We start from the raw sequence: 21,155 nt of genomic DNA, 5'->3' as shown, positions 1-21,155 counted from the left end.
TGCCCTATCGTAGCGGATCGCCGGCGCATGCGCAGACGGCGTGCAACATGCGCTGGATGCCCCGATGCAACATCGCGGCAATTTCATTCATATGGTCAAAAAGAGGCGCATCCCTTAGCATGATTGCCTCCCGGCTCAACCTGACCGACACATGAACGTAACGGCACGACTTGACGAGCGCGCGTCCTGACATGGGACCGCTGACAGAACGTATCGACGAAGACAGAACGCTGCCCGAACGTGTCGACGTGGTCGTCGTGGGCGGCGGCGTGATCGGCATCAGCACCGCGCGCTCGCTGGCGGCCAAGGGCTTGTCGGTGGCGGTGTGCGAGAAAGGGCACATCGCGGGCGAGCAGTCGAGCCGCAACTGGGGCTGGTGCCGCGCGACACATCGCGACCTGCGCGAGCTCGAACTCAGTCTCGAGAGTCTGAAGCTGTGGCGTCGTATCGATGAAGAACTCGGCATCGACACCGGCTTTCGCGAATGCGGCATCCTCTATGCCGCCGACGACGCCAAAGCGCTCGCCGATCACGAAGCGTGGCTCGCGCGCGCGGTCGCAAAAGTCGGCCGCGACGCGCTCGACTCGCGCATCATCTCCGCCGATGAAACCGCCGCGCTGATGACCGGCGCGTCACGCCGCTTCGCGGGCGGCATCTACACGCCCGGCGATGGCCGCGCCGAACCGCAACGCGCCGTCCCGGCGATGGCCGCCGCGCTGCGCAAGCGAGGCGTCAAGATCCTCACGCCCTGCGCCGTGCGCGGCGTGGAAACGAGCGGCGGCAAGGTCAGCGGCGTGGCGACGGAATACGGACGGATCGCGTGCACGAGCGTGGTAGTCGCGGGCGGCGCGTGGACGCGGCTCTTCGCGGGCAACCTCGATGTCGATGTGCCACAGCTCATGGTGCGTTCGTCGGTCATGCGCACGGCGCCGCTCGAAGGCGGTCCCGACGTGAGCGCGTGCAATCACGCGATGGGTTATCGCAAGCGGCTCGACGGCGGCTATACCATCGCCAACGCATTCCGCAACTACAGCGACATCACGCCCGACAGTTTCCGGCTGCTCTTCAAGTTTTTGCCCGCGCTCAAAAGCCAGCTCGGCGCGCTCAAGCTCGGCTTCAACGCGCGCTTCTTCGAGGAACTACGCCGTCCGCGCCACTGGCCACTGAATCGGCCGACGGTATTCGAGTCCGTGCGCACGCTCGACCCCGCGCCTGTCGAGGCCTTCAACCAGCGCGCGCTCGACGAATTTCGCGCGGTTTTTCCGGCGCTTGGCGCGGTGAAAGTCGAGCAGTCGTGGGCCGGCTATATCGATGTAACGCCCGATGCGGTGCCGGTCATCTCGGGCATCGACGGAACGCCCGGGTTGTTCATCGCCACGGGATTTTCGGGGCACGGCTTCGGCATCGGTCCGGGTGCGGGTCGGTTGATGGCGGATATCGTCGCGAACGACACCCCGCTCGTCGACCCGCGCGCCTTCCGTCTGTCGCGCTTCTTCGACGGCAGCAAGATCGAGCTCGACGGCGGGTTCTAAGCCGGCGAATTTTGAACGCGCCGCGCCATGCCTACATCGACTCGCAGCACGCGCTAACATACCGGTTTTGCGGTTTTGTCCTTTCCGGGCGCGCGCATGCATCGCCCTGCATTCGAGGTTTTTTCATGGCAACCACGCCTGTTTTGTATGTCGATGTCTGGTCGGACTTCACATGTCCTTTCTGCTATCTGGAAACACCGGTGCTCGATCAGTTCGCCAAGGCGTATGGCAACGCAGTCGAGCTTCGCTGGCACGCGTTCGAACTGCGTCCCGAACCCACGCCGCTGCCTGATCCGAATAGCGAACAAGCCCAGGACGCCTGGGAAAACTCGGTGGTTCCGCTTGCCGAGGAGCGCAACATGTTGATGCGTCCGCCGCCCGTCGCGCCGCGCAGCCGCAAGGCGTTCGAGACCGCGCTTTTTGCGCAGGAATCGGGGCGCTTCGATATCGTGCATCGCGCGATCTTCAAGGCTTACTTCGAGGAAGGTATCGATATCGGCGATCCGGACGCGCTCATCGATATTGCCGCGACATGCGGCATCGATCCCGAGTTGCTCGAAGAAGCGCTCGACGAAGGCACCTACACGGACCTCGTGATCGAAGACGAAGAGTTTGCCAAGCAACTGGGCGTGAGCGGCGTGCCGTTTGCCGTGCTGTCGCGCGAAGCCGCGCCGGGCAAGGAACCGCCGCCGCCCATCGCGTTGCGTGGCGCCGCGCCGATTCAGCACTTCGAGAATGCGGTCGAGCGACTGTTTCCGGATGGCTTTCCGAGTTGATCTTCGAGGTAAGCGGGCGATGCGGGGCTGGCATGCGCTCGGCCACGACGCCGACGACGCGCAGGCTCGCGAATGTCAGCACGGCAAAGCGCACCGGCCGACGCCCCGTCTAACCGTGCTCCGCCATGAACGACTTCAACGCAATACGCTGCGCCGGTTCGAGCGATTCGAATTCAAGCCCATAAGCGGCGCTTTGCGTCGATGCATCGAAGTCGCCGACGTGACGCACGATGGCGATGGTATCGACCTGAACATCGACGCCGTCGGTCGCGAATCGAAACGAGAGTGCGAGACGATCGCCCACGCGCGCGTTCGGCGTCGCGACAGTCAAAGACATGCCGTAGGGACTGATGTCGCTCACGCGACCCGGCTGTTTGAGCGCGCCCTCTTCGCCTTCGATGGCAAAGCATGCCGCCATGCGCGTCGGCATGCGGACGAACTTGCGCGTGCGCAGGCGGCGGATCGTACCTGGCGCCGATAACACCACATAACTGAACGGCTCGCGGCAGAGCGCATCCACCGTACACGCGAAGCGGAACACGCCCTTTCCCGTCAGCGCGACGAGATCGACCAGTTCGCCACGCGTGAGGTCCAGCGGATCGAAGCCCGTCATGAGCGGCTGAGTGACAAAAAGCGAACGCTCGCCATTGCGACGTGCATTCGAAAATCCGATTACGCGACTCGCATACATCGCCAACCCCGAACCGCCTGTGACACGCACGCCAATACGGCCGCCGATCGACAAACCCAAGTCGTCGAGAACGAGCGTTTCCTCACTCGGCTCTTCCGGTTTTCGTCGAGGCGCCGCGTCGCCGGCAGTCCGGTGCGGATCGAACTGCCTGAAAATGAAATCGCGCGTCGCTTTGTCGGGAATGAGGGTGCCTGCCGCGAAAAGCGGCGTCCCATCGGCGGAAACGATCGCCCATTCGAGCGGCGCGCCCGGCACGACGTCGGCAGGTTGAAGACGCACGAAGGCCTGTCGTGCGTCAACGGCGGAGTCTTCGATCATTTATCGGACGATTCTTAAGTGTTTTCGCAATCGTCTCCGGTCGCGGAATCGCCGTCAAGGGCTATTAAGCAAAATTTACGTTCGCGCACTAATAAATGACTTCCGTGCGCCCTCTTTTGCGATCATTCTGCAAAAGTTTATGCGCATAAATCTTTTTAACGCGCTATAACGCCAGCATGCGCGTGGCGATTCGCTTCAGTGGGAGCCAAAACGCTTTGTATTGCCCCGAGCACTTGCGGTACGTCAGGCGGCGCTCCGCCATCACCGACAGAGACCGAACGGCCGGGCTCGTGGATACCGAAATGCTCGCGCGATGTCGCCGCGAACAGCATAACGGTGCGCCGCTGCAAAGCATGTGCGAGATGGACGAGCCCGGTATCGGTTCCGACGACCAGTTCCGACGCCTGAATCCAGTGCGCGCATTCCTCGACGCTCAGCTTCGGCAGCACGAGCGCCTGCGGCACGAGTGCGGCAATGGCCTGCGCTTCGCCGCGCTCGCGCTCCGTGCCCCACGGCAACGCAATCTGATAGCCGCGCTCGACGAGCCAGCGCCCGACTTCGGCCCAGTGATCCTTCGGCCACTTCTTCACATCGGCGGAGGTCGCGTGGAACAACATGGCGATGGGCGCGCCGCCGCGTGGAATGCCGAGGTCATGCGTAGGCTCGGGGAGTCGAAGATCGTAGTCGGGCGTTTCCTGAATCTCGTAGCCCAGCGCATCGGCGACGCTCACGCGCATGCCGCGCCAGGCGTCGGTGTGCGGACGCGGACCGAAGCGCGCGTTGTACGCGAACGCCGCGCCACGCTCGCCAAGGTCCTGATTCAGATAGCCGTAGCGCCGCCGCCCACGCGCTATGAACGCGATGATCGCGCTCTTGTACACGCCATGAATATCGACGATGACGTCGTATTTCTCGGCGCGCAACTCGCTGATGGACCCCGTGATTTCCTTGAGATCGTTCCAGTTGCGCGCCTTCTTGAACTTGCGCAAAGGCGCGCTCAGCACGCGGTCGACACCCTGACTCCAACGGATGATGTCAGCGAACGCGGCGTCGGCGGCCCAGTCGACCTTCGCGGATGGAAACGCCCGCCGCAAGTCGGAGACAACCGGCAGCGTTTCGACGATATCGCCGAGAGACGTGACTTTGACGATCAGAATTCGCTTCATCGACAGACCTGGATGCACCGGTGTGTGCGGCTCGATGCCGCGCCGGAAAAACAGCGATTCTAAAGAATTTGTCGCGCCACGGCTGTCAGCGTTTGTAAGTCCGCCGTCGCGTCACGTCTTCGGCGCCTAGACGGCGTTACAGGGTCTTGGCCGAAAACGTATCGCATTGACGGATATCGCCGGACGACAAGCCCTTGCGCAACCATCGCTGCCGTTGCTCGCTCGATCCGTGCGTGAACGCTTCCGGCACCACGCGTCCTTGCGATTGCTGCTGCAACCGGTCGTCGCCAATTGCGCCCGCCGCATTCAAGCCCTGCTCGAAATCGCCCGGTTGAATGAGCTTTGCATTGTCCTGCTGCGCAACCGCCGCCCACACGCCCGCAAAACAATCCGCCTGCAACTCGACGCGCACCGAAAGCGCATTCGCCTGCGCGGGCGACATGCGCGCGCGTGCGCTATCGACCTTGTCCATGATGCCGAGCACGTTTTGCACGTGATGCCCGACTTCGTGCGCGATCACGTAGGCCTGTGCGAAGTCGCCGCCCGCGCCGAAGCGATCCTTCAACTCGCGATAGAACGACAAGTCGATATAAACGCGCCGGTCGTTCGGACAATAGAACGGCCCCATCGCCGCTTGTCCCGTGCCGCAGCCTGTTTGCGTGCCGCCCGAGAACAGCACGAGCTTGGGCGCCGGATAGTCCTGATTGAACTGCGTCCTGAAGATGTGTTGCCAGGTTCGCTCGGTATTGCCGAGCACGCGACGCACGAATACGGCGCCGGCGTCTTGCGCTGGCGCCGTATTCGACGGCGCGGCTTGCTGCTGCACGGGCGCGTTGCCATGAAGCATTTGCGCGCCGTTGATGATGGTCATCGGATTGATGCCGAAGAAGTACGATGCCGCGAGCGCGACGACGATCGTCCCGATGCCGATGGATCCGCCGCCGACTCTGAATCCGCCGCCTCCGCCGCTGCCTCGCCGGTCTTCGACATTGCTGCTTTCTGCTTCGTCATCGAGGCGCATTTGGGTCTCCTTGCATAGCCGCGCGTGGCGCGTGCTCAAAAGCCATTATGGTACTCGCGCGTCTCGCAAATGAAGTCTCGCGAGGACGTGAAAGTTCGTCGAACGAGCCTGCGTCAATGTGAATCGGACGGTTCTTGATGCAGTGCGGTCGATTGTCGCGTAAAGCAGCCCGCATTCCTGCTCTCGACGAGCCATCCTCCATACCAAAAACAATGCGCATTCAAGCCACTAGCTTCGCTAAACCCTTGAAACCGCGGCATTTGCGCGCAACGCGCATTTCCTGACGCAGCGCAACAGATACGCATAAATGGCGCTACAGTGAGCTCCAGCATTACCGACGTTTCAACCCGCGCATGCCGCACGTTGCAATCCGGCACGCGTGAATTTCAAAGCAAAAGTCATCATGCATGCGACTCCCGAAGCAATCGATCTGGCGCGTATCCAGTTCGCGTTCACTGTCTCGTTTCATATCATTTTTCCCGCGCTTTCCATCGGACTTGCAAGCTTCATCGCCGTGTTAGAAGGCGCGTGGCTCAAGACCGGCAAACCCGTCTACAAGGAACTGTGCCTTTTCTGGTCGAAGGTATTTGCCGTTGCGTTCGGCATGGGCGTGGTGTCGGGCGTCGTGATGGCTTACGAATTCGGCACCAACTGGGGCGGCTTTTCGAGTTTCGCCGGTCCGATCACGGGTCCCTTGCTCACCTACGAGGTGATGACCGCGTTCTTCCTCGAAGCGGGCTTCCTCGGCATCATGCTTTTCGGCTGGAACAAAGTCGGCCCGAGAGCGCACTTCGGCGCCACCTTGATGGTGGCCATCGGCACGCTCATCTCGACTTTCTGGATTCTTGCGTCCAATAGCTGGATGCAGACCCCGCAAGGTTTTCGCATCGAAGGCGATCACGTCGTGCCGGTGGACTGGTTCGCGATCATCTTCAACCCGTCGTTTCCGTACCGGCTCGCGCATATGGCGATTGCGGCGTTCATCGTCGCGGCGCTGGTCGTGGCCGCGACGGGCGCGTGGCATCTGCTGAAGGGCCGACGCGATCCGGCCATCAGGAAGACTTTTTCGATGGCGCTCTTGCTGCTGCTCGTCCTGACGCCGATCCAGGCTTTCGTCGGCGACGCGCACGGTCTCAACACGCGCAAGTATCAGCCGGCGAAGATCGCGGCTATCGAAGGTATCTGGGAAACGGAGAAAGGCGGCACCGCGCTCAATCTCTTCGGCATCCCGGACATGGAAGCGGAAACGACGAAGTACGCCGTGCAGATTCCGCATCTCGGCAGCGTGATCCTCACGCATAGCTGGAACGGCGAGATTCGCGGCCTCAAGACGTTCCCGAAAGACGAGCGGCCGAATTCGACCATCGTGTTCTGGAGTTTTCGGGTGATGGCGGGACTCGGCGTCTTGATGATCCTCATGTCCATCGCCGGTTGGCTGCTGCATCGCAAGCGCAAGTTATTCGATGCGCGCTGGTTCCATCGATTCGTGCTGATCATGGGTCCGAGCGGTTTCATCACCTTGCTCGCGGGCTGGGTCACGACCGAAGCGGGCCGTCAACCGTGGGTGGTCTACGGCGTGATGCGCACGGCCGACGCCGTCTCGCCCGTCACCGCGCAACAGGTCGGCGTTTCGCTGCTCGCGTTCGTGATCGTCTACACGATCGTCTTCGGGACCGGCATCTACTACTTGCTGAAGTTGTTGCGTCATGGGCCGGCGTTGCCGGGCGCGCCGTCTCATACGCCCGATTCGTCCGATGGCACCGCGCGCCGTCCGATGAGTCTTCCGCATCAGTCCATCGAAGGAGCTTGAACATATGGACCTCACCGTCGCGTGGGCCGCGATCATCGCACTGGGCCTTTTCCTCTACGTCGTGCTCGATGGCTTCGATCTGGGCATCGGCATCCTGTTTCCTTTCTTTCCCGACCAGCACGACCGCGACGTGATGATGAACACCGTCGCGCCCGTGTGGGACGGCAACGAAACGTGGCTCGTGCTGGGCGGCGCGGGCCTCTTTGCCGCGTTCCCGATGGTCTATTCGACCGTGCTTTCCGCGCTCTATCTGCCGCTCGTGCTGATGCTCGTGTGCCTGATCTTTCGCGGCGTGTCGTTCGAGATTCGCGCCAAGGCGTCGCGCACGAAGTCCATGTGGGATCTTGCGTTCATCGGTGGATCGGCGGGCGCGACGTTCTTTCAAGGCGTGGCGCTCGGCGCGTTTCTCGATGGCATCCCCGTCGCCGATGGCCGCTTCGCCGGCGACGCCTTCGGCTGGTTCACGCCGTTTTCGCTGTTCACGGGCGGCGCGCTCGTCGTGACTTACGCCCTGCTCGGCGCATGCTGGCTGATCGCGAAGACCGAAGGCGATTTGCAGCGACGGCTGTATCGCGTCGTATGGCCGTTGACGCTGCTGCAGCTTGCAACGATTGTCGTGGTGAGCGTGTGGACGCCGCTGCAGGACGCGGGCATTGCATCGCGCTGGTTCGACTCGCCGTGGTTTTATCGGATGCTGCCGGTGCCGGCGCTAGTCGTGGCCTGTGCTTGGGCGATGCATCGCTCGATCCGTTCGCGGCACGAAACGCGGCCGTTCGCGGTGGCGCTCGGCTTCATGTTGCTGGGTTACGCGGGATTGGTTGCGAGCATTTCGCCTCAGGAGATTTTTCCGGGCGTGTCGCTTTGGGATGCCGCTTCGCCGCGTTCTTCGCAGCTCTTCACGATTGTCGGCGCGGCGATTATTTTGCCGGTGATCCTGGGTTACACCATGCTGAGTTATTGGGTATTCAGAGGAAAGGTGCGTCATGGCGAACATCACTATCACTGAACGCGGCGGCTCTATTGCGATGATGCGCGCGAAGAAGGTCTTCTGGTTCGTCGCGCTTTGGGTGACAGGTGTGGGCGGCGCGATGCTGCTGGCTTTGCCGTTCAAGTTGTTGATCAAGGCGGGAGCGGCGTTGCATTGATGCCGCTGGGCAAGGCGCTCACGACGGCGATCGTCGTTGAGCGCCCGAGCCCGTCTGCTCAAAACCACCAGGCCGCCACCGCCCCACTCACTACCCCGAACACGACCACCGCCGCCGTGACGAACGCGAGCACCTTCGGCGGAAACGAGCGCGCGAGCATGGCGAGCGAGGGCACGCTGACGGGCGGCAAGGTCATCAGCAACGCGCCTGCTGGGCCGGCAGCCATGCCGAGTGAAAGCATCGCCTGAATGATCGGCACTTCGCCCGCCGTCGGAATGACGAACAACGTGCCCGCAATCGCGAATGCGACGATCCACAGCATGCTGTCGTCGATATTCGGTCCGATATGCGGAAACAGCCACGCGCGCGCCGCGCCCAGCAACAACACCAGCACGATGTACTCCGGCACGAGCCGCAACGTCATGCGCCCGAGAATGCGCAACCAGCGCGAAAACGCCGTGCCCGGCTCATCTTCCTTGACGAGGTTTGCAAGCGCCTCGCGCGATTGCGCCGCCTGCGCGGGCGTCACCATGCGATTGACCGCGTAACCCAAGCCGAACACCATCAGCACACCGAGCACGAGGCGCAGCCCGGTCCATTGCCAGCCGAGCACGAAGCCCATGAACACCAGCGCCGCCGGATTGAGCACCGTGTTGCCGAGCCAGAACGCGACCGCCGCGCCCGGCGCCGCTTCCCGCGCACGCAAGCCCGCCACGACCGGCGCCGCGCAGCACGTGCACATCATGCCGGGCAAGGACATCAAGCCGCCATTCAACACGCTGCCGAAGTTTCGTTCGCCGAGCGCACGCGCGACCCAGCGCGGCGGAATCAACGCCTGCACCGCCGAACCGAGCAACAGGCCGAGCACCATCGCCTGCCAGATGGCCTTGCCGTAAGCCATGGCGTAGTCGAGCGCCGCTTGCCACGACGGTGCCGGCGCACTCGCGGACGCGCCCATCAAAATGGACTTGCCGATGGAATGCTGACTCGCCGCCACGAACGCGCGGTTGTAGTACGGAAACCATTTGACATAGAAGAGACCGACGACCGCGATCAGCAGAAAAACGATCCAGCCGGGCGCGATGCGAGGGGGTCGGGGCGCGTGAGTATTCATGTTTGACTCGAATGATGAAGATTAATCTCAGTTCGCCGCGGGCGATGTCTGCGCCAATTGCGCGAGAAGCGCCTCGGCCTGCGCGACGCTGTCGGCATCGTTGGGCCGGAAGGTCATGTGGGACGCCTTTGCCAGATGCGTATAAAGCGCGCGGCTGCTGCGGCCATACGCGGGATCGTAATGACGGTCGATGAGTTCCGCGAACAGCTCGGCGCGCGCGTTTTCATCGATCAGCCGATGCCAGCGCTCCACGCGCTCGCGGCTATGCAGCCCGATGAGTCGCGCCAGTTGCGACTTGAAGAACGCGGGATTGTCGAAAAGATGCGCGTAGTCCTGCAACAGAAACGCGATGCGATCTTCGCGGCGCGCCTCCACTTCCACGCACGCCGCGCCATGCAGCCCGTCCAGCAATGCATCCGGCACCGAAAGCGCGCCGATGCGCCGCCCTTCCGCTTCGATATACACGGGCTTGGCCGCATCGAAACCACGCAACGCACTCACGAGCGCCGACTCGAACGCCTTCTGCGAAGGCTGCGTCTGTCCCGGCAACGCGCCGAGCAACGAACCGCGATGTGCCGCGAGCCCTTCCAGATCCAGCGTTTGCGCGCCGGCCTGATCGAGCGCGTGCAACAGACGCGTCTTGCCGCTGCCGGTATGGCCCGTCAGCGCGACGTAGCGAAAACGGCACGGCAGCGTGACGAGGGAATCGAGCACTTCGCGCCGATAAGTCTTGTAGCCGCCTTCCAGTTGACGCGCCTGCCAGCCGATCATGTTGAACCAGGTCGTCATCGAGCCGGAGCGCTTGCCGCCGCGCCAGCAATAAATGAGCGGGCGCCAGTTGCGCGGCCGGTCGGAAAAGAGCGTATCCAGATGTCGCGCGATATTGCGCGCGACCATGGCGGCGCCGACGCGCGTGGCTTCGAAAGGCGAAACCTGCTTGTACATGGTCCCGACGATCACGCGCTCCTCGTTCGTCAGCACCGGCGCGTTGAGGGCGCCGGGGATGTGATCGTCGGCGTATTCGAGCGGCGTGCGGACATCGACGATTTCGTCGAAAGCGCCGATACGGTCGAGGTTCACGAGGAGATTTTTCACGGGCGATGACGCTGCACGGGCGCAACGCAAGAGGCGGGACAAGCGCGAAATTATCGCACGGGCGCGGATTTCGGCGCGGCGGGCTTTTTTGACGAGGCGCGGGCGCTGCGCGAAGCGGTTAAAGTGAGTGGCAGCACGTACGGACGACGTGGCGGCTTTCCCTTGAACGAAGGAAACGCGATGACATCTCAGGAGACGATCGGCGCCCGGCGCTACCGTTTCGACGATCTGAAAACGCTGCTCGCGCGCGCGAGTCCGCGTCGTTCGGGCGACGAACTCGCGGGCCTCGCGGCGGCGACGGAAGAAGAGCGCATCGCCGCAAAACTCGCGCTTGCACAGGTGCCGCTGCGCGCGTTTCTCGACGAACCGCTCATTCCCTACAAGCACGATGAAGTCACGCGCCTGATCGTCGATACCCATGACGCGCATGCCTTCGCGCCCATCGCGCATCTCACCGTCGGCGAGTTCCGCGAATGGCTGCTCGCCGACACCACGGACACCGCCGCGCTCGAAGGCGTCACCGCGGGCCTCACGCCGGAAATGGTCGCAGCCGTTTCCAAGCTCATGCGCAATCAGGACCTGATCCTCGCCGCGCGCAAGCGTCCGGTGATCACACGGTTTCGCACGACCATCGGCTTGCCGGGGCATCTGTCGGTGCGACTGCAGCCGAACCATCCGACCGACGATCCGAAAGGCATTGCCGCGTCCATGCTCGACGGCCTTTTCTACGGCTGCGGCGACGCGGTGATCGGCATCAATCCGGCGTCGGATTCGCCTGCCGCCATCACGGCGCTGCTCACGATGATGGACGATTTCCGCCAGCGCTACGACGTGCCGATGCAATCGTGCGTGCTGACTCACGTCACCAACACGCTCGCGGCAATCGAGCAAGGCGCGCCCGTGGATCTCGTGTTCCAGTCGGTCGCGGGCACCGAGCGCGCCAACGCGAGTTTCGGTGTATCGCTCAAGCTGTTGGAGGAAGCGCACGATGCCGCGCTGTCGCTCGGTCGCGGTACGGTCGGCGACAACGTGATGTACTTCGAGACGGGCCAGGGCAGCGCGTTGTCGGCCAATGCGCATCATGGCGTCGATCAGCAGACCTGCGAGGCGCGCGCCTATGCGGTCGCGCGCCGTTTCAAGCCGCTTCTGACGAACACGGTGGTCGGTTTCATCGGTCCGGAATATTTATACGATGGCCGGCAGATCATCCGCGCCGGCCTCGAAGATCACTTTTGCGGGAAGCTGCTCGGCGTGCCGATGGGTTGCGACATCTGCTACACGAACCACGCCGAAGCCGATCAGGACGACATGGACACGCTTCTGACTCTGCTGGGCGTGGCCAACGTGAATTTCATCATGGGCGTGCCGGGCGCGGACGATGTCATGCTGAACTATCAGAGCACGTCGTTCCATGACGCGCTTTATATTCGCCGCGTGCTGAACCTGAAGCGCGCGCCGGAATTCGAAGCGTGGCTGCAAAAAATGCGCGTGACGGATGGACGGGGCGGCTTGCTGTCGGCATCCGGCAGCGCGCAGGGACAGCCGTTGCTCGACTGGATCGATGCGTGATGGATGAGATCGATAAGCGGAGCGTGGATGCATCGGCGCGCGAGGAACGCGTCGATGAGCGCGCGGACGCGTCGGTGCAAAGACGCGACATGGCGGGCTTGCACACTGGCACGCCGAAGCACGAGGGCGACAGCGTTCGCGCGAGTGCATCTGCCAGTGGTTCGAGCTCGACCAACGGCATCGAAACCAATCCCTGGGATGCGCTCAAGCGCTTCACCAACGCGCGCATTGCTCTTGGACGCACCGGCGACAGTTTGCCAACCGCGCCGCTGCTCGCCTTCGGCCTGGCGCATGCGCAAGCGCGCGACGCCGTGCATCAGCCGCTCGATACCGCCGCGCTTGCCGCGGAACTACATGCAGCCGGCTTCGACACGCTCGAAGCGGCGAGCGCCGCGCCGGATCGCGATCATTATTTGCGGCGTCCCGACCTGGGCCGCGCACTCGACGATGCCAGCCGCGCCCGCCTTGCCGAACATGCCGCACGAACAGAAGCGGCGCCCGACATTGTTTTCGTCGCCGCCGATGGCCTCTCGGCTTTCGCCGCGCAGCGACACGCCGCCGCGTTTCTCGCCCGCCTGCGTCCGAAGCTCGATGGCTGGAAAGTCGCGCCTGTCGTCATCGCGACACAGGCGCGTGTCGCGCTCGGCGACCCGATCGGCGAGTTGCTGGGAGCGCGCATCGTCGTGGTGATGATCGGCGAGCGGCCGGGCCTCAGTTCGCCCGACAGCCTCGGGCTCTACGTGACTTTTGCGCCGAGGCAAGGCCGTCACGACGCCGAGCGCAACTGCATCTCGAACGTGCGGCCCGAGGGATTGAACTACGATGCGGCCGCGTTCAAGCTGCACTGGCTGCTGAACGAAGCGCGCCGCCTGAAGCTGACCGGCGTGGGCCTCAAGGATCATAGCGGCGCGCTGCCGTCTGCCGCGGGCGATGCAAGTTCGCTGGATCATCACGCGTAACGGCACGATCGCCACCGTCGTTTCGCGCGCACTTGCATTGCCTCGCGAGCGTTCGCAATTCGCGTGGCGGCGCGATGACCGTTCCGCTTATCGCACAGTACATGCGCACCGCGGCGACCCTGCAAATGGGCCGAGTCAGCGGCAAGGCACTCTTCACCATGTCGTATCAGTGACAAGAGCGCTATCGCCGCAACTTCCGATAAACCGTCGTCCGCGACACACCCAGCGCCCGCGCCGTCGCCGACACATTGCCGCCATGCGACTCCAGCGCCGCCGCAACCACGCTCGCGGCAATATCCGCGAGCCGCGCATCGCCAGCGGGAGCAGCGCTCGGTTCGTCGCGAACGGGAGACTCGAAATCATCGATGAAATCGCGCGGTAAATGCGTCACGCCGATGCGCGTTTCGTCATCATCGAGCATCGCCGATGCCGTGCGCAGCACGTTGCTCAACTGCCGGAAATTACCTGGCCAGCGATGCCGTGCAAACAGCGCCAGCACGTCTTCGTCGACGCTCAACACGCGATCCGCAAGACACTCGTGGCGCAAGATGCGCTCGACCGCCGCTCGCAAATCGGTGCGCTCGCGCAGCGGCGGCAAGGTCACAGCCAGGCCGTTCACGCGATAAAACAGGTCCTCGCGAAACTCGCCCTTCGCAACCTGCTCGCGCAACTTGCGGTTGCTCGCGCAGACCAGCGTGAAGTCGACCGGCACGGCGCGCGCCGCGCCGAGCGGCTCGACCACGCGCTCTTGCAGCACGCGCAAGAGCCGGCTTTGAAGCGCGAGCGGCATGTCGCCGATTTCATCGAGAAAGAGCGTGCCGCCGTTCGCCTGCACGATCTTGCCCGACGCACCGCGCTTGGCCGCGCCGGTGAACGCGCCCTGCGCATAGCCAAATAGCTCGGATTCGATCAGCGTCTCCGGCAACGACGCACAGTTCACCGCGACGAACGGTCCATCGCGCCGTGGCGAATCGCGATGAATGGCGCGCGCCAGCATCTCCTTGCCCGCGCCGGTTTCGCCGCCGATCAGGATAGGAATCTCCTTGCCGACCACTTTCCTGACTTGCTGGATGAGTTCGTACACGCGCGCATCGCCCGTACAGAGATCGGCGAGACGCGACGGCGTCTTGCTTTCAACGGGCGCAGTCGTTCTGACAGGCACCGCGACCGGCGCGACCGTGCGCTCGCGATATTCGACGCCCGCGAACACGCCGACGCCGCTGTGCAGCTGAAGGCGGCGCGGCGGCTTGCCGGCCCGCTCGATCAGTTCGTCGGGAGTCGCACCGAATAGCGATGCCAGCGTCTGCACGCGCAGATGCCCAAGCTCCAGTCCGAGTTGAAACTGCGCGCTGCGATTGGCGCTCAGAAGCCGGCCATCGAGATCGAATACGGCGATGCCTTCCATCAACGTGCCGATGAATTCCGGGCGGCTATGAAAATGAATTCGCAGACCGTCGCCGAACGCGCTTGCGATCAGGCGGTTCTCGATCATCTGGCCGGACATTTTGACGAGCGCCATCGTGTGCTGGTGATAGCCGCGGCGGTCGCCGGTGACATCGAGTACGCCGCTCAGGCCGCCGCGCGGATCGAGAATCGGCACCGACGAACACGTCAGAAAATGGTTGGCGCGCAGATAGTGCTGATCGCCGTGGACGGTGACGGCCTGCCGTTCGGCGATGGTCGTGCCGATGGCATTCGTACCCTGATGCGCCTCGCTCCACACCGCGCCCGCTTGCAGCGCGACCTTTTGCGCGCGGGCGAGGAAGTCGTCGTCCCCCAGGGAATGCAGAATCAGCCCGCTCGAATCCGTGAGCGCGATCATGCTGTGCGTGTTGGCGATCTGCGCGTAGAGCGTTTCCATCACCGGCAACGCGTGAGCGAAGAGCGCGCGGCTCTCGTCGCGCTTCAAGGCGAGTTGCGCGCCGGACAAGACTTCGTATTCGGGACGCATGGTCGCGGAAAGACCAAAAGTGGCCGAGCGCTCATGCGATTGATGGATTACGTCGTGATGCGCGGGCCGAAGCGCCGCGCCGATGGCATGCTGCATCGCCTCCTCCTCTCGAATTCAGCGCGGCGGGGTCGTCGGGCGCCCGTGCCGTCGCGTGAATGTCTCTTGACGCAGAGTAACACCGACCCGGCGACCGGGTCGATGCGAGGAAGCGCGCAGTCGTTACAAGACGAGCGAGCCCGCCGAAATGGCGACGATCAGGAAGATGACGAACAGAATCAGGAAGATGAAGAAGCAAATCTTCGCGATGCCGGCCGCACCGGACGACACGCGTCCGAAACCGAAGAAGCCGGCGATGACCGAAATGACCGCGAAAAGAATGGCAAGTTTTAACATGACGTCGATGGTTTATCGTTAAGGTTTCGCCTTGTCTGCAAGGGTTGTGCCCAATCTCTTTCAAGCTGTCGCTGAATTCGACCGTTAGTCGCTCGTACGCGCGTTAAAAAGGCGGCCTATTAGCCGCCCTTTCTTACTGCGCCCCGCCCTTCTCGGCCGCAGGAACCACGGCCGGAATCGTCCTTGGCCGCCCGCCCAGCCATCGCAAGACCGCTTGATGCACTTGAGGCACGGCAAGCAGCGTGGTTACGGCAATCGCATCCGCGGCCAGACCGGCGGGCACGTTGATGAGGCCATCGGTCAACGTGAAGAGAATGGAATCGACGACGAGCGATATCACCGTGCCGACGACGAAGCACACCATGCCGTCGCGCCCCACTGCCCCGACCCACGGCAGGCGCGATGCGATTTCCTTGATCAGACCGTAGCGCGCAAAATTCGTCGCGATCCACGCAATGGCGAGAAAATTGACGACGCGCGCGCCGGCGAGGTCACGCTTGAACGCGCTATCCAAGACGGGCGGCAGTACGAGCAGCTTGTAATACGCCATGCCGATGATCAGCGCGAGCGCGCCCAGACTGACGACCCATCCCATGCGATGCGAACTCACGCGCTGATAAACCGGCGTGCAGCGCGCCAGCACGCCGAGCACGAACATCAGTTGCCAGGCGGCGGGATTGAAGTCCCAAAGCGTGTCGTTGGCGGATGGCAAGTATTCACCGATTTGCGGCGCAAACGCCCACAGGCCGAGGCTCAGACCGAGCAGCAACCACGGCTTGCTGCGCGCGAGCGGCAGCGTAAGCGGCACGGACAGCGCGAAGAGCGCGTACATCGGCAGGACGGCGGCAAGATACGGCTGGCGCTCGAAGGTGAGAATCTGCGTCAGCGACGACACCGGCGCGGCCGTGAGACTGTCGAGGTCATGCAGCGCCAGATTCGGCGCGCTGCCGAAAAACGGCCGCAGCAGGAAGGTCGCGACGAGCATCAGCACGGCAGTGACGAGAAACGCGCGGTAGATTTCGACCGAGCGCTTGAGAAAACGCACGCGTGCGGCGCTTTCCGAGCGCCGGCTGGCCATCGCGGTATAGGCCGTCGCCGTGGCGAAGCCGCCGAGGAACACGAAGACTTCGGCGGCGTCGTTGAGCGCAAAGGCGTGCAGCGTGAAGCGCGACAACATGCTGCCGCCGATGTGATCGACGACGATGACGAGCAGCACGAGTCCGCGAAAGAAGTCCAGCTCGACGAGGCGTTGAGATTTTCCTGACATGCTGCTCAAGGAGTTTTCCTGCGGCGCGCAGGAGGTTGGCAGGCGCCGCAAACGGCGGCAAACGAGACCGAGAGTTTACCCTTAATCGTCTGCGGTGAGCATCTTCGCATAAGGAAAAAACCGTTTCAAATCCGGCGCTTGTTGTGTTTTGAGCGCAAACGCTGACACTTCGCAACGCATCTCTGTGTCTCCTCCGCTTGGTGTCTCGAAAAGTTTTCAAGTTCCTTTCATTAATCCAAGTCTGCGTTAATATCACGCGCTCAATCCACTCGATGCGGCTTTCGCACAACTCAAAGGCTTCCGACGCGCATGGACTACCTCGCCACACTGCTGACCGATCCCGCCGCCTGGGCCGCTCTCGCGACGCTCGTCGTCATGGAAGTGGTGCTTGGCATCGACAACCTGATCTTCATCTCGATCCTGACCAACAAGCTGCCCGAGGCGCATCGGGAGCGCACGCAACGCATCGGCATCGGGCTCGCGCTCGTGATGCGGCTCGGTTTGCTCGGCACGGTCGCGCTGATCGTGCGCCTCACCGCGCCGATCTTCGAGGCGTTCGGGCACGGCTTCTCGTGGCGCGACCTGATCCTGATCGCGGGCGGCGTTTTTCTCGTGTGGAAGGCGACCACGGAAATCCGCCATCACGTCACGCACGACGCCGACGATCACGCTGGCGCGAATGCGGGCGCGCGCCTCACACCGTTGTCGGCGATCGGCCAGATTCTGCTGCTCGATCTGGTGTTTTCCATCGACAGTATCGTGACGGCGGTCGGCATGACGGAACACATTCCGATCATGTTCGTTGCCGTGATCGCGGCGGTCGCGGTCATGCTGTTCGCGGCGGGGCCGCTTTCGCGGTTCATCGAACGCAATCCGACTATCGTGATGCTGGCGCTCGGCTTCTTGCTCGTGATCGGGATGACGCTGATCGCGGAAGGATTCGGCTCGCACGTGCCGAAAGGCTATATCTATGCGGCGATGGCGTTCTCCGCGCTCGTCGAAGCGCTCAACATGCTGGCGCGGCGGGCGAAGCGGAAGTCCGATCCGGCTCGGAACCGACGCGTCGAGAATTGATGCATCAGCTCGTGTAGCCGTCGCGGATCAGGCGGCATAGAACGGGCGCCATCGCGGGCTCCTCGGGTTCGCCTCGGTCGACCCATGCGGCGAATGCCTTCACGTCGTCGGTGAATGGCGGTTCGCCGCGCGCCTTGCGGATGACGTTGTGCGCGCTCAGCAAAGCTTTCGCGGGCGCCACGATCGATGCGATGAGCGGCCCCTTCGCCGGGCCGAAGTCGAAATTGTCCATGCCGTGCTTATCGGCATTGGCGATGGAGACTTGAGGCTCAGCAGGTCTGGTGGCGTCGCGCTTGCACGGCGGGGGCGTTATAAGCCATGCCTCAAAACGGCAACTCACCCTGCCGCTTTTCAACAACCGCGATCTCCGGCAATGGCTGCGCGCGCAGCCAGCGATCGATCGCGTCGACGACATGCCGACGTTCGGTTTCATCGAGTACCTTGCCCGCCGCGATGTCGTGCCATTTCGCCAGACAACCGCGGCAGCACGTCGCCGTCGCGTGCTGCGCGATGAACACCGGATGCCCGCGAAACGGCGTCTGCTTGCCATCGTTGAGCGGCGCTTGCGGCGCAAGGCGCTTCGCGATCAGCTCGTGCGCCTGCGCGACCACCGCTTCCACCCCGCGTTCGCGCAGATAGCGCCCTTCCCGCACACCCAACGCAAAACGCCTGCGAAACGCGGATTTCGCGAGCGAGGCGAAGACGGCGTCGAGATCGCGCATTGACCTTCATTCCTTGCCGTAGAGCGTGGAATCGGCGAAACCTTGGGCGTCGAGCACACGGCCCACGAGAATCAGCGCCGTGCGTTGCAGACCAACCGCCCGCACCTTCACCGCGATATCCGCAAGCGTGCCTTCCACGCGCGTTTCATCCGGCCAACTCGCGCGAAACACCACGGCGACAGGACAATCCGCGCCGTAATGCGGCAGCAGATCGTCGACAATACGCTCGATATGCCGCACGCCAAGATGAATGGCGAGCGTCGCACGATGACGCGCCAGATCCGCGAGCGATTCGCCTTCGGGCATCGACGTTTTCGCGGCATAGCGCGTGAGAATCACGGTCTGCGAGATGCCCGGCAAGGTGAGTTCGCGTTTGAGCGCCGCCGCCGATGCCGCCGTCGCCGTCACGCCCGGCACGATCTCATAAGGAATCGCGAGTGTATCGAGACGGCGCATCTGCTCGCCTGTCGCGCCGTAAAGCGAAGGGTCGCCGGAATGCACGCGCGCCACGTCTTCTCCCCGCGCGTGCGCGTTTTCGAGCAACGCGACGATCGCATCGAGATCGAGTTCCGCCGTGTTCACGACACGCGTCGCCCGATGCCCGCTCAACACTTCGTCGGGCACGAGCGAGCCCGCATAAAGAATCACCGGACACGAGCGGATGAGCCGCTGGCCCTTCACGGTGATGAGTTCCGGGTCGCCCGGTCCGGCGCCGATGAAATAGACGGTCATGGAAGAGGAAGTTCGGTTGTGAGTGCATCGAGCGCGCTTGCCGGATCGTCGAATGCGCGATCGGCTTCGGGAAGCGCGGGCCGCGCAAGCATCACGACGGGCAAGCCGCGTTCGCGCGCCACCGCGAGCTTCGCTTCGGTCGCGCGGCCGCCGCTGTTTTTGCTGACGACGACATCGATACGCGCCGCATCGAACAACGCGCGCTCGCCTTCGATACTGAACGGCCCGCGCGCATCGACGATCCGCGCACGCGCGTTGCCTTCGTGCGGGTCGAGACAACGGACAGTCCAGAATTGCGACGCGGGTATCTCGTCAAGATGCGCAAGCGGCTCGCGTCCGAGCGTGAATAACGGCTTTTCATAGGCCGCGATCGCATCGACGACGCCTGGCCAATCGCGCGCCTCGCGCCAGATGTCGCCTGCTCGCGGTTGCCATGCCGGACGACGCACGGCCCACAAGGGCACGCCAACGAGCGTACACGCTTCGCGTGCATGACGGCTCATCTGCGCGGCGTAGGGATGCGTGGCATCGAGCACGAGCGCGATGTCATCTTCACGCAGATACGTTGCCAGACCCGCCACGCCGCCAAAACCGCCGACGCGAACCTCACATGCGAGATCCGTCGGCACACGCCCGAGCCCCGCGAGACTGTAGACATGCGACGTGCCCAGCTTGCGCGCGATGACGAGCGCGTCGCCGGTGCCGCCGAGCAATAGCACGCGCTTCATTGCGCGCTCCCGACGATTTGCCCTTGCCTGTCGATGGCGAAAGTCTCCACGACGATGCCTTGCGGCACGACGTCGAGCGCCACTTCGCGGGCCCGCGCGCAGACGATATCGCCGAGCGCGATGCCTTCGCCACGCGTCAGCTTAAGCGCCTCCTGACTCGTGTTGGCCGCGCGAATCGCGTGCTGCAACGTGATGCTCGCGCCAGCATCGGCGGCCCAGGTGGCGAGAAGCGGCAAGTCGATACTCGACGTGCGGCTGTGCAGATCCATATGTCCCGCCGCGAGCTTGCTGAGTTTGCCGAAGCCGCCGCAAACACTGAGTTTTTCGACCGGCGCGCGGCGCAAGTGCTTCAAAACCGCGCCCGCGAAATCGCCCATTTCGATGAGCGCCATATCCGGCAAGCCGTAACGCGCGCGCATGGCGTCCTCGCTCTGATTGCCGGTGCACGCCGCGATATGTTGCACGCCATTGGCGCGCGCGACATCGATCCCCTGATGGATCGACGCGATATAAGCCGCACACGAAAACGGCCGGACGATGCCGGTGGTCCCGAGTATCGACAGTCCGCCGATAATGCCGAGCCGCGGATTCATCGTCTTGAGCGCAAGCGCCTCGCCATTCTCCACGCCGATGCTCACGTCGAAACCGCCCGCATAACCCGCTTGCGTGGCGAGTGCTTCGAGATGCTCGCTCATCATTTTGCGGGGAACGGGGTTGATGGCCGGCTCGCCGATCGGCAACGCAAGGCCCGCGCGCGTCACGGTGCCAACGCCCGGCCCCGCATGAAAGCGTACGCCATGCCGCGCCGCAAGCCGCACGCGAGCTATGACGAGCGCGCCATGCGTGACATCGGGATCGTCGCCGGCATCCTTGATGACGCCCGCTTCCGCTGCATCGCCGGCAAGACGGCAGAACGCGAGCGGCATGGTCACGGACTGGCCCTTCGGCAGCACGATCTCCGCGCGCTCGCTCGGCTCGCCGAGCAACAAAAGGCGCGCGGCCGCGAGACTCGTCACGGTCGCGCAGCTTCCCGTCGTGTAGCCGCTTCTGAGCGGCGCGGACTGTTCGGGCGTTTCGTCACGCATCGGGATG

General features: G+C 63.5%; 21 protein-coding genes. 8 read left to right on the top strand and 13 right to left on the bottom strand.

The features are described from left to right. Positions 1 to 191 precede the first annotated feature (191 nt). Positions 192 to 1,532, top strand: a complete 1,341-nt coding sequence (locus P9292_RS16975; protein WP_309960222.1) for an FAD-binding oxidoreductase — start codon at positions 192 to 194, stop codon at positions 1,530 to 1,532. Between the two features lie 125 nt (positions 1,533 to 1,657). Next, on the top strand, positions 1,658 to 2,308 hold the full coding sequence (locus tag P9292_RS16970; protein ID WP_244829534.1) for a DsbA family protein: 651 nt from the start codon (positions 1,658 to 1,660) through the stop codon (positions 2,306 to 2,308). Positions 2,309 to 2,417: 109 nt separating this feature from the next. Here P9292_RS16970 and P9292_RS16965 read toward each other — a convergent pair whose 3' ends face one another. The 3 genes from P9292_RS16965 to P9292_RS16955 all read right to left on the bottom strand — a co-directional run bounded on the left by P9292_RS16965 (position 2,418) and on the right by P9292_RS16955 (position 5,504). Continuing rightward, positions 2,418 to 3,317, bottom strand: a complete 900-nt coding sequence (locus tag P9292_RS16965) for a flagellar brake protein (protein WP_309960219.1) — start codon at positions 3,315 to 3,317, stop codon at positions 2,418 to 2,420. A 155-nt stretch (positions 3,318 to 3,472) separates the two neighbouring features. Further along, positions 3,473 to 4,483, bottom strand: a complete 1,011-nt coding sequence (gene waaC / locus P9292_RS16960; RefSeq protein ID WP_309960217.1) for a lipopolysaccharide heptosyltransferase I — start codon at positions 4,481 to 4,483, stop codon at positions 3,473 to 3,475. Positions 4,484 to 4,619: 136 nt separating this feature from the next. Continuing rightward, positions 4,620 to 5,504 carry a neutral zinc metallopeptidase gene (locus P9292_RS16955; protein ID WP_250467189.1) on the bottom strand — a complete coding sequence of 295 codons (885 nt, stop codon included), beginning with the start codon at positions 5,502 to 5,504 and terminating at the stop codon, positions 4,620 to 4,622. 403 nt (positions 5,505 to 5,907) lie between these two features. Here P9292_RS16955 and P9292_RS16950 point away from each other — a divergent pair, with 403 nt between their 5' ends. From P9292_RS16950 to P9292_RS16940, 3 genes are read left to right on the top strand one after another with little or no spacing between them, the layout of a single operon-like run. Then, positions 5,908 to 7,314: a cytochrome ubiquinol oxidase subunit I gene (locus P9292_RS16950; protein ID WP_309960214.1), complete on the top strand. Its 1,407-nt coding sequence runs from the start codon at positions 5,908 to 5,910 to the stop codon at positions 7,312 to 7,314. Between the two features lie 4 nt (positions 7,315 to 7,318). Beyond that, positions 7,319 to 8,320 carry a cytochrome d ubiquinol oxidase subunit II gene (cydB, locus tag P9292_RS16945; RefSeq protein ID WP_309960212.1) on the top strand — a complete coding sequence of 334 codons (1,002 nt, stop codon included), beginning with the start codon at positions 7,319 to 7,321 and terminating at the stop codon, positions 8,318 to 8,320. Continuing rightward, positions 8,298 to 8,459: a hypothetical protein gene (locus tag P9292_RS16940; RefSeq protein ID WP_250467195.1), complete on the top strand. Its 162-nt coding sequence runs from the start codon at positions 8,298 to 8,300 to the stop codon at positions 8,457 to 8,459. The genes cydB and P9292_RS16940 overlap by 23 nt, the downstream gene beginning before the upstream one ends. A gap of 58 nt (positions 8,460 to 8,517) precedes the next feature. On the opposite strand, the gene P9292_RS16935 is transcribed toward P9292_RS16940, so the two are convergent. Both P9292_RS16935 and mnmH read right to left on the bottom strand, forming a co-directional pair. After that, complete coding sequence (locus P9292_RS16935) at positions 8,518 to 9,573, bottom strand: permease (RefSeq protein ID WP_244829520.1); 1,056 nt, start codon at positions 9,571 to 9,573, stop codon at positions 8,518 to 8,520. Between the two features lie 27 nt (positions 9,574 to 9,600). Next, a complete protein-coding gene (mnmH, locus tag P9292_RS16930) occupies positions 9,601 to 10,668 on the bottom strand; it encodes a tRNA 2-selenouridine(34) synthase MnmH (RefSeq protein WP_250493472.1) in 1,068 nt (355 codons plus the stop codon). Positions 10,669 to 10,848: 180 nt separating this feature from the next. On the opposite strand from mnmH, the gene P9292_RS16925 reads away from it, so the two are divergent. Next, a complete protein-coding gene (locus P9292_RS16925; protein ID WP_309960210.1) occupies positions 10,849 to 12,237 on the top strand; it encodes an ethanolamine ammonia-lyase subunit EutB in 1,389 nt (462 codons plus the stop codon). Continuing rightward, positions 12,237 to 13,196, top strand: a complete 960-nt coding sequence (gene eutC, locus P9292_RS16920; protein ID WP_309960208.1) for an ethanolamine ammonia-lyase subunit EutC — start codon at positions 12,237 to 12,239, stop codon at positions 13,194 to 13,196. The genes P9292_RS16925 and eutC overlap by 1 nt, the downstream gene beginning before the upstream one ends. Positions 13,197 to 13,377: 181 nt before the next feature. Here eutC and P9292_RS16915 read toward each other — a convergent pair whose 3' ends face one another. From P9292_RS16915 to P9292_RS16905, 3 genes are all read right to left on the bottom strand, one after another. Further along, positions 13,378 to 15,243, bottom strand: a complete 1,866-nt coding sequence (locus tag P9292_RS16915; RefSeq protein WP_309960206.1) for a sigma-54-dependent Fis family transcriptional regulator — start codon at positions 15,241 to 15,243, stop codon at positions 13,378 to 13,380. Positions 15,244 to 15,366: 123 nt separating this feature from the next. Beyond that, positions 15,367 to 15,540, bottom strand: coding sequence for a DUF1328 domain-containing protein (locus tag P9292_RS16910; protein WP_087628737.1), 174 nt, complete (start codon positions 15,538 to 15,540; stop codon positions 15,367 to 15,369). Between the two features lie 133 nt (positions 15,541 to 15,673). Continuing rightward, positions 15,674 to 16,807, bottom strand: a complete 1,134-nt coding sequence (locus P9292_RS16905) for an OpgC domain-containing protein (protein WP_309960203.1) — start codon at positions 16,805 to 16,807, stop codon at positions 15,674 to 15,676. 309 nt (positions 16,808 to 17,116) lie between these two features. Between P9292_RS16905 and P9292_RS16900 the strand changes: the two genes are divergently transcribed. After that, complete coding sequence (locus P9292_RS16900; protein ID WP_309960201.1) at positions 17,117 to 17,881, top strand: TerC family protein; 765 nt, start codon at positions 17,117 to 17,119, stop codon at positions 17,879 to 17,881. Positions 17,882 to 17,885: 4 nt separating this feature from the next. Here the strand turns inward: P9292_RS16900 and P9292_RS16895 are convergent, their stop codons facing one another. The 5 genes from P9292_RS16895 to P9292_RS16875 all read right to left on the bottom strand — a co-directional run bounded on the left by P9292_RS16895 (position 17,886) and on the right by P9292_RS16875 (position 21,148). After that, on the bottom strand, positions 17,886 to 18,113 hold the full coding sequence (locus P9292_RS16895) for a hypothetical protein (RefSeq protein ID WP_244829508.1): 228 nt from the start codon (positions 18,111 to 18,113) through the stop codon (positions 17,886 to 17,888). A 91-nt stretch (positions 18,114 to 18,204) separates the two neighbouring features. Next, positions 18,205 to 18,603 carry a DUF4186 domain-containing protein gene (locus tag P9292_RS16890; RefSeq protein ID WP_309848985.1) on the bottom strand — a complete coding sequence of 133 codons (399 nt, stop codon included), beginning with the start codon at positions 18,601 to 18,603 and terminating at the stop codon, positions 18,205 to 18,207. Between the two features lie 6 nt (positions 18,604 to 18,609). Next, on the bottom strand, positions 18,610 to 19,335 hold the full coding sequence (gene cobM / locus P9292_RS16885; RefSeq protein WP_309960199.1) for a precorrin-4 C(11)-methyltransferase: 726 nt from the start codon (positions 19,333 to 19,335) through the stop codon (positions 18,610 to 18,612). Then, on the bottom strand, positions 19,332 to 20,063 hold the full coding sequence (locus P9292_RS16880; RefSeq protein WP_309960197.1) for a cobalt-precorrin-6A reductase: 732 nt from the start codon (positions 20,061 to 20,063) through the stop codon (positions 19,332 to 19,334). Before P9292_RS16880 ends, cobM begins: the two co-directional genes overlap by 4 nt. Further along, positions 20,060 to 21,148 carry a cobalt-precorrin-5B (C(1))-methyltransferase gene (locus tag P9292_RS16875; protein ID WP_309964062.1) on the bottom strand — a complete coding sequence of 363 codons (1,089 nt, stop codon included), beginning with the start codon at positions 21,146 to 21,148 and terminating at the stop codon, positions 20,060 to 20,062. Before P9292_RS16875 ends, P9292_RS16880 begins: the two co-directional genes overlap by 4 nt. Positions 21,149 to 21,155: the final 7 nt, after the last annotated feature.

Origin of the sequence: Caballeronia sp. LZ001 (genome assembly GCF_031450875.1) — a bacterium.
Taxonomy (GTDB): Bacteria; Pseudomonadota; Gammaproteobacteria; order Burkholderiales; family Burkholderiaceae; genus Caballeronia.
Note: the sequence above shows the minus strand (reverse complement) of the source record. Positions and strands in the feature narration are given on the sequence as shown.